Below are 12,698 nucleotides of genomic sequence, written 5' to 3' on the forward strand. Positions count from 1 at the left end.
CCTCGAACGGTTGGAGCTTCGTTTCTGCAACCTTAGAGCTCTTCACAGGACAGTCCCAGATGTAGTTCACGTTGCGATTCGAAGGAGTGCGGGGGTGCAAATGAACCATCCCGGACCCGGCACCTGCGTTTCACACCGCTGAAAGCACAGTTCTCCCTGATCAGGCGGTCCACCACGGGACGCCGGGGTTGAGCTCTGCCGCAAGGGTTGCGAAGCGGAGGTCGTCCATCTCGAGGTACCCGTCGGGGTCGACGAAGAATACTCCCTTCATGAACGCTTCTGCCAGGGTCCGCATCATGTCCGGTAAGGATCGGAACTCGACTGGGTGCTCGGACTCCTCGATCCGGAAGTGTCGAACCGGCCCCGACATTTGCCCTCCTAGTTCGATTAGATAGAAGTCTCCGCCTCCGTTCGCAAACAGCGGGAACCAACTTTGACTCCATCTCGGGTCGGCCTCAAAGGCACGATAGTTGGCCATCGCGTCCTCGAGCGAGAGAAAATAGAAGCCGGGGAATAGCTGTATTTCATCGAGTGTGGCTCCCTCTGTCTGTGTGCCGTCCCTCCATGAGTACAGGGCTTCAGTGGACGCTTCGCCGGGCAGACCGGCTGCCGTCAACTCCCGTCCAAACTCATTGGAGTCCAGTCCTGGCTGCAAAAAACGGAGCAGGATCCCACGACCGAGTCGACCCAAAGCGATTTCGATGTGAGACAACGCCTCATAGAAGTCAGTCATGATGGTCAAAAGGTAACGTTAAACGGAACCGCGGCGCGGATCCCGTTGTTCTGGAAGAACCGGCTGATGACACCGCCTTGATAGCTCTGCTCGCCAACGGGGACTGGTCCAACGAATGAGCCACGCCCGCCCTGGGCAGAGCACACGAAGGGGTCCTCATCCAAAGACTGTCCAACACGCCCGGCGCAAACCGGCTGTTCGGCTGCCTGGCCGCGGAGGTCGACCCGGCCGTCATGCTCGGTGAGGCAGCCCGCCGGGCGGCCTCACCGAGCACTTCTTTGGAGAGCATGCCGACTTCCAGCGTCGTCCAGCGGCTGCGCAACGACCGCATGTCGATTTCAGAGGCAAGATCGTCGCCATCGTGGTTCACCGGTTGAAGACCTCATCGAACTGGCCCAAGGCCACAACCTTGGGGCCTTCCAGCACAATGACTTGCGCCCCCGGCTGGACGAACTGGGCGACGAGATCGGGAGTTAGGAAGTCAACGTTGTATCGGCGTGTGCTCGGACTTCCAACGGTCTCGATTTCCTCAAGCAGGATGCTGAACATCTCGTCAGCTTCTGCGGGCCATCCCGGTTGAACTTGCTGTTCGCCGCCGAGGGGGAAGACGCAAGTGGAGACATAGACCGGAGCCGTGGGAGGGCCGCTCTTGCGCCCGCCTTCCTCAGGGCTGAGCCACGTGAAGGTGGCGGTGGCGAGTGGGTTCGAGATGGTCTCCATCATGGCCAGATCCTTATCCCGTCCATCAACTTGTTGATCTCGTCGAGCTGTCCGTGTTCGGCGTAGTATCCGGGCCCAATACCGTCGAGCTTGCCAGATCTGTAGTAGAGCTGGTCTGCCAATGACTTCGGGATATTGGTTGTAACAGTCTGGCCGGCGCCAGGGTTTAGCACGCTTCCCCACTTATTCGCGTCCTGTCCGGTGGTAGCGAACCATTTTCCTTCCATTTGGCCATTGGAGGCACTGAATCTCGACGTAGACGTGATGGATCCCAGTTCTGCTTCGCCTACGTTTCGGAATAGGGGAACGGCTTCACCTGCGGCGGTGACCGCACCAGCATCCTCGGCTATCGATCCGATCGCTCCGAGGCCGAATGCCCCACCGGCGACAAGGAGGCCGCCGGAGACGATTGTTCCTGCGCATCCTCCTTTGCCGGAGAAGCAGCGCCTGGTGCTGTCTGAGGTTGCCCAGGAGACAGCCCCGGCGACGAGCGCGAGCGGGGCTGTGACGACGTCGACTTCGGCGCAGATCACGACTGCGGTGCAGACGAGGCTGATTCCGCCGGCGACCACGGCGACGCCGGTTGCGATATTGTGCACGATAGCGATCCAGTCCTCGCCCGTGTTGCCGGTGGGGTCAAGGACGGACATGGGGTTGGCGTTGGCGTAGCCGTAGCCGCCCGCCCGGGCGGGGTCGGGTGAGAGGAAGATGCCGAGGTCTGGGCGGTATTCGCGGCTGCCCATGCGGTAGCTTCCGCCATCGTTGTAGTTGTGCTGGTAGATCAGCGGGTTGGTGACCGGGTTCTTGCCTGTAGTGGTCTTGGTGACCTTGCCGTAAGGGTCGTAGGTGTAGGCGTATTGCAGTGCCCCGCTGGAGTCGGTAAGTGCCCGGATGGCTCCTTTGCCGTCCTGGATGTAGTTGTAGGCTTTGCCAGCGGCTATGAATCCCAGGGCCGCGGCGCCGTAGGTGTACTGGCGGATGATGTTGCCGTTGGCGGCCTGTTCCTGGGTGAGCTGTCCGGTGATCGGGTCGGTGAGGAGTGTGGTGGTGGTGTTTGATTTGGTGATGCCGGTGCGGTGGTTGAGCGCGTCGTACGCGTAGCTGGTGGCTGCGCCGGAAGTGTTGGTTGAGGCCAGGTTGCCCGCAAGGTTCCAGGTGTAGCCTGTTGTGCCGTCGCTGGTGAGGTTGCCGTCGGCGTCGTAACTATAGGTGGCCGGGCCGTCGGCCCCGGTGCGGGAGGTGAGCTGTCCAGCGGGGTTATATGTGTAGCCTGTGGTCCCGGCGGGGGTTTGCTGGCTCAGGCGCTGTCCGTCGGGGCCGTAGCCCCAGGCGGTGTAAGTGGCCGAGCCGGTGCAGGTGGTTGTGCCGTAGCAGGCCTTGGTGAGCCTGTTGAGGGCGTCGTACGTGTAGGAATCGGTGGTGCTGTCCGCGTTGGCGATCTGGGTGGGGTTCCCGTCGGCGTCGAGTGTGTAGGTGCTCGATGCTACGGTGGTGGCTCCCGCTTTCGAGGTGATGGCCTTGGGCCGGTTGGCCGGGTCAAATGTCGTGGTGGTGGCCACTCCCGGCTGGGTCAGCGTCATCGTCCCGGTGGGCGTGTCGTAGGCGTAGGAGGCCAGTGTGGTGGTGCCTGATACCACGGATGTCAACCGCCCGTCGGCGTCATACGCCATTATCTGGGCGGCCGCACCGGGCTGAGCGGCACTGGTTTGGTGCCCACTGTTATCGTACGCGTACGACCATGTGAGCTGGCCCCTGCCGGAGCCCTGACTTGCGCCCACGACCTGGTTGAGGGCGTTGTACTGGTAAATGGTCGCCGCCCCGCCGTCAAGCTGGCTCCGGGTGCGGTTTCCATTGGCATCGAAGGAGTAGCTGGCCTGGCTGGTTTTGGTGCCGTCGGAATAGGTGATCAGCCAGATCGCCCCTGTGGGACTGCGCCCGTAGGTGGTGGTATGGCCTGAGGGGAATCTCTCCGAGGCGAGGCGCCCGTTGGTGTCGTAGATGAAGGTCCAGGTCCCGGCAGGGGTGGTGACGCTGGCGGGATGATTGGTCTTGTCGTAGGTGTAGCTGGTGGTCACGCCTCCCGGCGTTGTCGCTGACGCGACGTTGCCATCGGGGTCATAGGCGGTCGTCGACGGTCCGATCGTCGGGTCGGGCCCCTGGACTGAGACGGGGCGGTTCTCCGGGTCGAATGCCGTGGTGCTCGTGTGGCCGAGGGGGTCGGTTTCTGTCACAGCATTGCCGACTTGGTCGTAGACGGTGCTGGTGGCATGCCCCAACGGGTCGGTCACTTTTGTGAGCCGGTCGTCCCCGTCAAAGGCATAGGTGGTCTGGTAGGTCGCGGGGTTGGCACCGGAGACGTTGCCGCGGGGGTCGACCACGGACGTCTGCCGGCCTGCACCGTCGCGGCCGTAGGTGGTGGTCCGCCCTGTCGGGGTCGTCTGGGAGGTCAGGTCCCCGCTGGCGTTGTAGCCGAAGGCGGTGGTATTGCCGGACGCGTCGGTTGAGCTCTTCAGGGTTCCGTCAGGGTTGTACGTGTTGGTCACTGCGGTGATGGTGCCGCTTCCGGTGACCACATTCGGCCGGGTGATGGTGGCCAGGTTTCCTTTGGCGTCGTAGCCGTAGGTGATGGTGGTGCCGTTGAAGTCCCGGGTAGAGACGAGATCGTTGCTCGCGTTATACACGTACGCCTCTGCGGGGACGCCGCTGCCGTAGCCCAGGCTCTTGGTAGCGAGGTTCCCGCTGCTGTCGTACGTGAAGTAGGTGGCCGTCACGTCGGGCGCCACAACCCGCAGAATGTTCCCGCTGGCGTCCCACGCGTAGGTGGTAGTGTTGCCGGCCGGGTCGGTCTGGCCCACGATGTATCCGTTGAGGTACCTGTCCGTCGAGGTGTTGCTGAGGGGGTCCGTGATGGTGGCCGTCCCGGTCCCGGTGTTGTTCGGATCTGTCTGGGTCCATCCAAAGGTGGTCTTGTTGCCGAGAGGATCCAGTTGGCTGACAGCGCGCCCCGTGGCCGGGTCATACGTGAGACGGACAGGGAAGTTTCCATTGGCGTCCGTGACCTGATTCAGCCGTCCCCCGGAGTCGTACGAGTAGCCGGTGGTGGCGCCTGCAGCGTCGGTGAAGCTGGCCAGCCGTCCCGAGGCGTCATAGGTGTACGAGACCGAGCGGCCGTCGCTGGCCGTGACCGCGGTGATGTTGCCCGATGCGGGATCTCGCGTGATCGACAAGGATCGTCCCGAGCCCGAGACTGCTGACACCCGACCGCCGGCGTACTGATAGCTGAGGCCCTGCCCATTTCGGTCGGTCACCGAGAGCAGGCGGCCAGTGGTGTCGAAAGCCTTATTGATCAGGGTCTTGAACAGGAGCGTGTACTGGGCACCGTCGAACGAGAGTTTCGAGAGGACGCCGGGCGGGCTGGTGAAGGTACCGGATCCGCCTGAGGTGAAGGTCTCCACAGACCCTGATCCCGCGAAGTAGGTCGCGTCGCCGTTAGGTGCGATCGTGAGGTGCTCACCGAGGTTGTCGCTCCACCCGGTACCGAAGTCACTTGAGGCGGGTGAGCCTGAGGAATAGCCGCGTGTCACGGCCACTGGAATACCCACGGCCGCAAGGGACAGGTCATTTCCGGCAGGGGGCCGGTAGTTGAACCACCCGGTCAGCGAGTCGACCGGGTCAGCCTGGGAGGCGTGGATCGTCGTCCCGCCGGCCGTTGTCCCGCCATACCATTGCTGGGCAGGCTGGGCTACTGCGGGGGCTCCTCCGTTCATGGGAAACGTCGTTACCACCGTCGCCGTGAGGGTCTGGCCGTCGGTGAAGGTCTGTGTGAATGAATACGACACACTCCAGGTACCCATGCACATCGAGTCCGTCACGGCCAGCGGCGATGCAGTCGTCGTTCCCATCGTCGGACTGACACGCGGGTAGTAGGGGGAATAGAGACTGTGCCAGCCATATGTATAGTCGTTCATGACCTGCGTCCCGCAGGCATCCCAGACCTTCACCGCCTGGCTGTTCGATGAAGGGGCAGTGTTCGCCACGCCTCCCGACCCACCCGTATAGGTAGCGTCGTAGGTATTGATCGTCCCGCACGGCGCAACCAGCCCCGGGAAGGGTGCCGCGGGATCTGAGCAGTCGCTGGCCCGCCCGAATCCGTCCGTAGCATGGCCGGGCGAGATCATTACCGCCGTAATATCCAGTGTGTCACCGCTGGGGCTCGCGACCGTAGCCGAGACCTTCGATGCCTTCGGGGCGGGATCCTTGGCCAGGGGCTGGCTTTCGTGACCCTTGGGCTGGCTTCCTGGTTTCGCCTGCGCCGCAGGCGACTTCTTCGTCGAGATGGCCTGTACAACTGAGACAGGTCCTGCATGGCTGGCTGGAGACGCCAGGGCCGGCGGGGCCAAGACAGGGATTGCCGTACCTGCGCCCAAAATCAACGCCAGCACGGCAATTCCAGCAACAGCTTTGTTTGCGCCGCGCGAAAACATGGAACCGATCAGACGAGCACCGAAAATGCCCACGCTGCATCCCCCTTAAGCCGTGGGTCCTGGGCGCCTGAACGGTGCTCAGGAAAGCAATATACCGCTGGGGGACAGGAGATGAAAGGCTCTGAACGAAAAATGAACCCTGCTGGTCTGAGACCGGTACTGCCATGAACGGTGAATCGAGCACGGACCCGCCGTTCCAATCTGCCTTTGATTGTTATCAATCGGCCGGAATCCAGTTCTTTTAACTCACCATAGGTCAGGACTTTTTACCTTGGTGGTCAGACAGATTGCCCGGGTAGACCATCCGGTAAACCTGCAAACGTAGGTCCGACTTAGGACTTCAGCAAGATGCGATTTGTGGGCTTTGATCAGAGCCGGTGTGTTGTCTCAGCTGGACGGCTGGGGACCAAAGGCTGTTGGTCCTTGTTCCGTTGTCGTTGATTGATGGTCGTAGATTTCGAGGGAGCTGCGTTTCGGGTGACCTTGGTTCTTGATCAAGTGGACGCGGATGGCGGTTGCGTAATCCGCAGAAGTGACGGCGAGGAGTAGAGCGGGTCGGATAAGTTTCAGGAGCAGGTTCATTACCGCACACCTGCTCGACGCCGACCGGCTGGCTGCCATTCGAGAGCACTTACCCGAGGACATGAATCTGAACCCGCAGTTGGTGACTGCTCGCTCCTGCTCCCGGACGTACGGCGGCAGCGCAGGCCCGTGGGGAGGCGTCGGGGGCGCCGCCCTGACACGCTTTCAGATCACCACCCTTCGCCAAGGCAATCTCATCGTCGCCTTCGTTGACGAGCGGCCCTTCGGGTACCGCGTCGCTGCTGGAGAGCCGGATGTCTCGGACCCCGCAGAGTTCACCGACCAGGGGTGGACTCGGTTCCCAGGCGCCATGAAATGACCGGTTGCCGTCCATTGGTCCGCCGCACACATAAATCCCATCAGGGCCGGATGGCTGAACGGGGCCAGCGGCGTCTGCACTGCTACCGCCAGGAGTGACCCATGTCAGACCAGCAAGCGCCGAGTGTCCACACCGCTGAAGAACTTGCCGCATCACGCGCCTGGTGGGCCCGTGAGCGTCGCGCCAAGCAGATCGCAGGTCGTGATCCTGCCCAGTGCTGGCCTACCACCATGCTGGCCGAGGGGCCGGACGGGCGCAGCGCTGTCATCTGGCTCAGGGAACTGGCTGAGGCCGAGTTGGCCGCCGAGGCCCAGCCTGACCGTCAGGCGGCGTAGTGTGCGCTCCTGAGCTGTCTCCCGGCCTCAGCCGGCGAGGCGGCGCAGAACCACCTGTTCAGCTTCGTAGGCCGCGACCGCCGCATTGCCAGGCTTTACACCCATAGCCTGAAAGTAGACGGCAACCGTAGGGGCATTGAGCATTGTCTTGCCGGCGACGATCCGACGGGCTACTTGCTCACTGTGTCCGGTTCGAGCCGCCAGTTGCGCGAAATCGAGCCCGCTGGTCTGGAATCCCGCGGCCAGCTGGGCCCTCGCGGATCCATCGATGAGTGCCTGGCTGGCCGCATGGTACTCGGGGGTCCTGTCAGACCATGGGCCGGGCGCAGGAGGAGACGGCTGGTCGCGGCCGTCAAGATCGGGGAGCCCGGTCAGCGCCGGACCGTCATAGCCGTATTCGGCCAGGTCGTTCCCGTCGGTGTACACGCTGGCCGCAGGAACATCGGCGAAGACCACCGGCCAGTCATTGTCCTCGCCCGTCTCCCCGTAGGAGTGCTGGCGGGCGTACTTCTCGCTCAGGGTGACCCAGTCCTCCTGGTTGATGGCACCGATGCCTGGTGGCAGGGCGCGGTAGATGCGCACGGTCGCCTCGGGGTTGTCGCGCACAGCGCGCAGCTGGCGCATCGTTTCCGGGTCGGATTCCCCCGAGCCGTGGTTTTCAGGGTGCTCAAAGACGTCGGGCCCGAAAGACTCCGTGATTCGCGTGAGTGGATTTGAGTAGCCGTCATCAGTGGGCGCCCGGTGGCCGACGCGGTAATCCTTCATGGGGTCAATTGTAGGCATCAGGGCGACAGGAGACTCAAGGAGGGCCTTGGTGGTGAATTGGCCATCGCGGGCGCGCGGATGGAGATCGTTGAAGTTCATATCCATCAGTGTGCGGCCGCGACCGGAAGCCTGATGGGAAGGCTGTTTCCCAGTGTTCCACCGGGCATCAGATTTTGTTAGACCATGGTCATTTCTCTCAAGAAGAATGATTTGTGGACCCGAGCTTTTCACCCACCCGATTACCCCGAAGGGATCTCATGACCCTAGACCTCCCCGCCGTATTGCCCGTCCTCTCGACAGCAACAGGACGGTTCATCCTGGTGCCGTACGAACCCTCACACGCGGAACTTCTGGCTGATGTGCTGGGGCATGCCGAGGTCTGGGCACAGGGCTACGGAGATGGAGAGCCGCTGCCCGCCGGCAGGGACGAGCTGCTGTCCTTCATTGAGCGCCGGTACGTCGGCCTCCCGGTTTTCTCCATTTTCACATCGGGCCTGGACCCGCGATTTGTCGGAACTACCGGACTCACAGACTCACAGGCCGACACGGAGCGGGTGAAGATTGGCCGCACCGTTGTTGCTCCGGAGTTCTGGGGATCCATGGTCAACCATGAGGTGAAGCTGGCGTTGCTGGGGTGGCTCTTTGATTGCGGGGCCGGACGAATCGAGGCAGACGTCGACCCCCGGAACTCCCGCTCCATCACCTCCCTGTGCCGGTTTGGCTTCACGGTGGAGGGGACGCGCCGCCGCTCGTCCCAGCGGTTCGACGGAACCTGGAGGGACATCGTCATCCTGTCCCTGCTGAGGGAGGAATGGGTGGATGTGGCTGAACGGGCCCAGACAACCCTGGCGGGCTGGACTTCACCGGTGGCTGCCTAGCCAACCCCCTCCGCAGCCATCGTCATTGTTACGTCGATCCACTGATTTGTGACAACCCCAAAATGTGACCGTAAACGAGTGAGTTCGACATATTGCCTCCACAAACGGCCGGGAGGCCCCGGGGCAGCGGGCTAATTTTGGAGTAGAACCGCCCACTCCCCCGGCGCCAGCACCGTAAGAAAGGAACCACCTTGGACCACAGCGAGAAAATATACCGAGCGACGCTCGAATACATCCAGGCAGTCCTGGGCGTGGCCAAGTTCTACGACAAGCGGGAATTGACCTGGCATGTGGAGGCCGGCCTCCAGGGGGCCAGCTACACGTACTGGGTGCTAGATCCGGACGGCAAGGCACTGGAACCCTTCGTCCTTAAGGGGGCTGTTGCCGGCTTAGGGGCAAGGGCGATCTCCAGCGCTGGCACCGTTGCGCTCCTCTACAAGAGACTTCTCGAACTGCACGCGCGCAAGTCAGATGAGGACCCTCAGCACGAGTTCACCTACGTCGGAAGTCTGCGCCCAGTGAAGCCACGCCCGGCCGCGCCGGCAATCGCCAATCCCACCAGGCCCAACCCCGCCCCAGTGACACATCGGCGCCCCGTATGCCCAAAACTCGAAGAAGAGGAGAAGGAAAAGCCCGAGGATGACTACGGGCTGTGGTGAACCTCCACTGGGTGGCCGAAGGCTTGGGCCCTCGCGCATAATCGGGACCGGGCCGCACACCTAAAGGTAAGCGGCCTTGCCGGCCGCCCCGATCTGGTTTCCGTTCTAAGGAGTCCCCATGGGAAGCAACACCGCCACGGCCATCGCAGAGGCACCCGTATCGTCCGCTGAAGAAGAAGCAGCTGCGCTTCAGGCTGCCGCATTATTTAGTCGCGGATTCGACCTGGAACTCGCCCGCATCGCCGCGGCCCTTCCCAGCACTGATTCGTTCAGGCCGCTGATCGGCAGGGTGATTTTCGCTCAGGCAGGACCGTTCCGCTACCGGGTGGATGGCGCCGTCCTGCCCACCCTGGAATGGGACCGGGAAACCTGCCATGCGGCCGCTGAGAGGGCTGTCAGCGAGCTGCACGCGCGCCTGGTGGACGGTCTGGACGACCGGGCGGCCACGGCAACGGTGGGGCTGATACACCAGCTCATTTCGGACTTCCAGGTCGACGTCGATTGGTTCGATGACCTGGCCGAATGGATCCCGGTGGCTTCGGCCGCGTAGTCGCCAAGACGAAAGCTGGACCAAGCCCTCGCTCGGGTGTGGTCCAGCTTTCGTCTTGCTGGCGGCAGATCAGGCCGTCTAGTAGTTGCTGCCGTGGGTCTCGAACAACGCCTCGAAATCCTCCAAGTTAGACGCTGCGAGGATCTCGTCGTGGAGCTTGTCGGTGGCCTGGCCAGCCAGGTTGATGGCTTTCAGCTGGCCCGCCTTGTTTTTGATGACGATGCTGACTCGACGGAAGACGCCGTCTTGTTCCTGTGCGAATCGGGCCAGGGCAGCCCATTTGGCTGAAGTGTCGCCGAGCGCATGGTTGTGAGGATCCACAATGTCCACGGCGATGCCGTCCTCCGTGGTGTGGAAGAAGACCAGGTCCGGGTACAGGGACTTGTCAACGTCCTGTTGGGTGTAGGAGACGGAAAGACCATTGGCGGGGCTGGGCGGGTTGCGGTACCAGCCGAGGAGGGACTCCCGTTGAAGTTCTGATTTCAGGACGCCTTCCTCCCAGCTCGTGGGATCCTCCGGAAATGTGCCCTTGGCCGTGGCGTACAGGTGCTTTGGCCATAGGGGAAGGTCCTTGACCGATGCCTTGTCGGCGGCGACTTTCTTCGTCCGGACCTTGATGGTGTCGGGCAGGGCCAGGACGTCGAGCTGCGGTTTACCGGCCGGGTGCCAGATGGTGTTCAACTCTTGCTGCTGCTTGGCCGACAGCAGGCTTACCTCCGACCCAATCTGCGTCTGCCAGGAGGCGATCAGGCGCTCGGACTCTTTCTCCAGGGCATGATGGACCGATTCGGTTCGCGCCATGGCGGCAATGCGCACAATGATCTCCCGCTCTTCCATGCCGGCTCCCAGGAGGTCCCGCTCCGTCCAGGCTGCGACCGCGTCGGGAAGCTTGCGGGCGGACTCACGCTGCAGTTCAGCGAGGTTGTTCACGCTCGTGGCCACGGACTGGGCGGTGACCGCCATTTCAGTGCCGGCCAGGGTCTCGTACGTTTTCGTGGCGAAGGAGGCCACCAGCAAGGACTTGGCTATTTCATCGAGCGAAACCTTCAGGCGCCGGTACTCGGCGTCCATGACCCCTACCAGCAGGGCCTCCGCCTCGTCGGAGAAATCCTCCCCTGACGGCGAAGTGACACCGTAATTGTCGAGCTTGACGGCGAGGGCCACAAGGCGGCTGACGTTGTTGTGATAGCGGCGGAGTGGCTTGAGCTCCTTCGGGAGTCGGTTGGCCAGGTCGAACACCTCGTCCGGAACCGTCGGGTTTCGTCCGATGGTGATCGGGTTGATGACAACGCCAGTCTTGATGGTTTCATCGTCAACGAAAGATGAGACGACCTTGGCGACCTCGTCCGCCTTGTAGCGGGGCAGGTACAAGGTGACAGAGTTCAGGTCTTCGAAACCCGGCTCGTCGACGCTGCGAGCCAGAGGCGTCCTGACCATGCGCCCGATCAGTTGGGCGATGGCCGTAAATTCCACGGCCGAGCGAAGAGACACCATAACCTCGGCCCGGGGGCAGTCCCAGCCGGTGGTCAGTGCTGTTTTGAAGATGACGGCCCTGACGCGGTGATCCTTGGTGACATCCTGGGGCGCCATGTGGGAGATGCTGCGGGTGAACTTCAGGCCGTTCTTGGTTGTGGTTACCTCGATGCTGGGGGTCTCGCTGAAGGCGTGGGCGATCGAGTCGGGGTGGTCGAATCCATCCCAGGTCTCAGTCATCGACTGGACGATCTCACCGATCTTTGCGGCGGAGACCTTGTCGGGGACCTGGACAACCAGCAGTGGCTTGACATCGTCACGGCCCTCGGAGGCGATCCGCTGGGCTTCCCACAGCTGGTCGAACCGAGAGAGCACCCTGACTGCTTCCCGGACCAGGGTGTCATCCGTGGACTGGTCGTCAACCGTGTAGTTGACGTCGATCCTGGCCTTGATAAGTCCGGATGCCCTGACCTTCTCCTCGTCGGCGACAACGGTGGCCAGGGTGCGCTGGACCTTGTTGTCTTTCATGGCTTCGTTGAATTTCTGCGGGGTGGCGGAGATGCCGACGATCACGGGCGTCGGCTGGTTGAAGACTACCCGGATCACCCCGTTTTCGTCCTTCACCTCGATCCTGGCGCCGTCAATGATCCGTCGCAGGATAGTCGGCTTCTTGGATTCCGCTTCTCCTGACCTACGGTGGGCTTCGTCGATCACAATCAGGAAATCGGCGCCACGTTCTTCGATTGTTCTGCCGATGGTTTCCCAGAGGGAGTACCGCCGGCTGTCGCCAATTTTCACGTGCTTGGTGGCACCGGAACCAAGCTTTTGGACGTTCAGGAAGTAGACCATTCCGGTGTCAAACGTTCGTTGGTCGAATTGGGAGTCGACCGTTTGGAGCATCTGGCCGGTGATCTGGTCGCTGGCGGCTTCGATCTTTTCCTTGGACTGCTCATTGAGGTCCGCGTTGTCTGTTACCCAGAGGACCGTCAGCGGCCGGTTGGAGGGCTCGGTGGCGCTGCCGAAGTAGAGGTTCTCCAGCATGGAGGCGGCGATGACCGTCTTGCCGGCACCTGTGGGGGCTGTGACACCGACAGCGCTCAGCCGGGTGCTGTCGCCACGGTAGCGGTCCATGGCCTCGCGGACTTCCCGGAGCGCCCGGGTGCTGACTTCTGCCTGGTAATCGGCAAGAGTGAACTTCAT

11 protein-coding genes and 1 pseudogene are annotated in these 12,698 nt (G+C 62.4%); 6 read left to right on the plus strand and 6 right to left on the minus strand.

Annotation, left to right across the window (positions count from 1 at the left end):
* Positions 1 to 160 precede the first annotated feature (160 nt).
* The 4 genes and pseudogenes from LPN03_RS09185 to LPN03_RS09195 form a co-directional block, all read right to left on the minus strand.
* Positions 161 to 742 carry a hypothetical protein gene (locus LPN03_RS09185; protein WP_262454012.1) on the minus strand — a complete coding sequence of 194 codons (582 nt, stop codon included), beginning with the start codon at positions 740 to 742 and terminating at the stop codon, positions 161 to 163.
* Positions 739 to 903: pseudogene (locus tag LPN03_RS20935) on the minus strand (hypothetical protein); the annotation flags it as partial. The pseudogene LPN03_RS20935 and the gene LPN03_RS09185, both read right to left, overlap by 4 nt.
* A 196-nt stretch (positions 904 to 1,099) precedes the next feature.
* Positions 1,100 to 1,456, minus strand: coding sequence for a hypothetical protein (locus LPN03_RS09190; protein WP_262454013.1), 357 nt, complete (start codon positions 1,454 to 1,456; stop codon positions 1,100 to 1,102).
* Positions 1,453 to 5,220: an RHS repeat-associated core domain-containing protein gene (locus tag LPN03_RS09195; RefSeq protein WP_262454014.1), complete on the minus strand. Its 3,768-nt coding sequence runs from the start codon at positions 5,218 to 5,220 to the stop codon at positions 1,453 to 1,455. Before LPN03_RS09195 ends, LPN03_RS09190 begins: the two co-directional genes overlap by 4 nt.
* Between LPN03_RS09195 and LPN03_RS09200 the strand changes: the two genes are divergently transcribed.
* The 3 genes from LPN03_RS09200 (at position 5,219) to LPN03_RS09210 (ending at position 7,173) form a co-directional block, all read left to right on the plus strand.
* On the plus strand, positions 5,219 to 5,377 hold the full coding sequence (locus LPN03_RS09200; protein ID WP_262454015.1) for a hypothetical protein: 159 nt from the start codon (positions 5,219 to 5,221) through the stop codon (positions 5,375 to 5,377). The two genes, LPN03_RS09195 and LPN03_RS09200, sit on opposite strands and share 2 nt — an antisense overlap.
* 1,203 nt (positions 5,378 to 6,580) lie before the next feature.
* The gene (locus LPN03_RS09205; protein ID WP_262454016.1) at positions 6,581 to 6,838 is read left to right on the plus strand and encodes a hypothetical protein; all 258 of its coding nucleotides are present in this window, start codon (positions 6,581 to 6,583) and stop codon (positions 6,836 to 6,838) included.
* A 101-nt stretch (positions 6,839 to 6,939) separates the two neighbouring features.
* Entirely contained in the window at positions 6,940 to 7,173 is a 234-nt protein-coding gene (locus LPN03_RS09210; protein WP_262454017.1) for a hypothetical protein, read from the plus strand.
* Between the two features lie 27 nt (positions 7,174 to 7,200).
* On the opposite strand, the gene LPN03_RS09215 is transcribed toward LPN03_RS09210, so the two are convergent.
* Positions 7,201 to 7,938, minus strand: coding sequence for a hypothetical protein (locus LPN03_RS09215; protein ID WP_262454018.1), 738 nt, complete (start codon positions 7,936 to 7,938; stop codon positions 7,201 to 7,203).
* A gap of 257 nt (positions 7,939 to 8,195) precedes the next feature.
* On the opposite strand from LPN03_RS09215, the gene LPN03_RS09220 reads away from it, so the two are divergent.
* The 3 genes from LPN03_RS09220 (at position 8,196) to LPN03_RS09230 (ending at position 10,025) form a co-directional block, all read left to right on the plus strand.
* Entirely contained in the window at positions 8,196 to 8,816 is a 621-nt protein-coding gene (locus LPN03_RS09220; protein ID WP_262454019.1) for a GNAT family N-acetyltransferase, read from the plus strand.
* A gap of 191 nt (positions 8,817 to 9,007) precedes the next feature.
* Positions 9,008 to 9,475, plus strand: a complete 468-nt coding sequence (locus LPN03_RS09225) for a hypothetical protein (protein ID WP_262454020.1) — start codon at positions 9,008 to 9,010, stop codon at positions 9,473 to 9,475.
* 118 nt (positions 9,476 to 9,593) lie between these two features.
* A complete protein-coding gene (locus LPN03_RS09230; RefSeq protein WP_262454021.1) occupies positions 9,594 to 10,025 on the plus strand; it encodes a hypothetical protein in 432 nt (143 codons plus the stop codon).
* Positions 10,026 to 10,103: 78 nt separating this feature from the next.
* Here the strand turns inward: LPN03_RS09230 and LPN03_RS09235 are convergent, their stop codons facing one another.
* Positions 10,104 to 12,698, minus strand: coding sequence for a DEAD/DEAH box helicase (locus LPN03_RS09235; RefSeq protein WP_262454022.1), 2,595 nt, complete (start codon positions 12,696 to 12,698; stop codon positions 10,104 to 10,106).

This window comes from Arthrobacter sp. A2-55 (assembly GCF_025548615.1).
Classification (GTDB): domain Bacteria; phylum Actinomycetota; class Actinomycetes; order Actinomycetales; family Micrococcaceae; genus Specibacter; species Specibacter silviterrae.

Coding starts and splice junctions, on each gene's coding strand:
- LPN03_RS09190 (WP_262454013.1), bottom strand. CDS start 1,456: ATGATGGAGACCATCTCGAACCCACTCGCCACCGCCACCTTCACGTGG.
- LPN03_RS09200 (WP_262454015.1), top strand. CDS start 5,219: ATGGGAAACGTCGTTACCACCGTCGCCGTGAGGGTCTGGCCGTCGGTG.
- LPN03_RS09195 (WP_262454014.1), bottom strand. CDS start 5,220: ATGAACGGAGGAGCCCCCGCAGTAGCCCAGCCTGCCCAGCAATGGTAT.
- LPN03_RS09205 (WP_262454016.1), top strand. CDS start 6,581: ATGAATCTGAACCCGCAGTTGGTGACTGCTCGCTCCTGCTCCCGGACG.
- LPN03_RS09210 (WP_262454017.1), top strand. CDS start 6,940: ATGTCAGACCAGCAAGCGCCGAGTGTCCACACCGCTGAAGAACTTGCC.
- LPN03_RS09215 (WP_262454018.1), bottom strand. CDS start 7,938: ATGAAGGATTACCGCGTCGGCCACCGGGCGCCCACTGATGACGGCTAC.
- LPN03_RS09220 (WP_262454019.1), top strand. CDS start 8,196: ATGACCCTAGACCTCCCCGCCGTATTGCCCGTCCTCTCGACAGCAACA.
- LPN03_RS09230 (WP_262454021.1), top strand. CDS start 9,594: ATGGGAAGCAACACCGCCACGGCCATCGCAGAGGCACCCGTATCGTCC.
- LPN03_RS09235 (WP_262454022.1), bottom strand. CDS start 12,698: ATGAAGTTCACTCTTGCCGATTACCAGGCAGAAGTCAGCACCCGGGCG.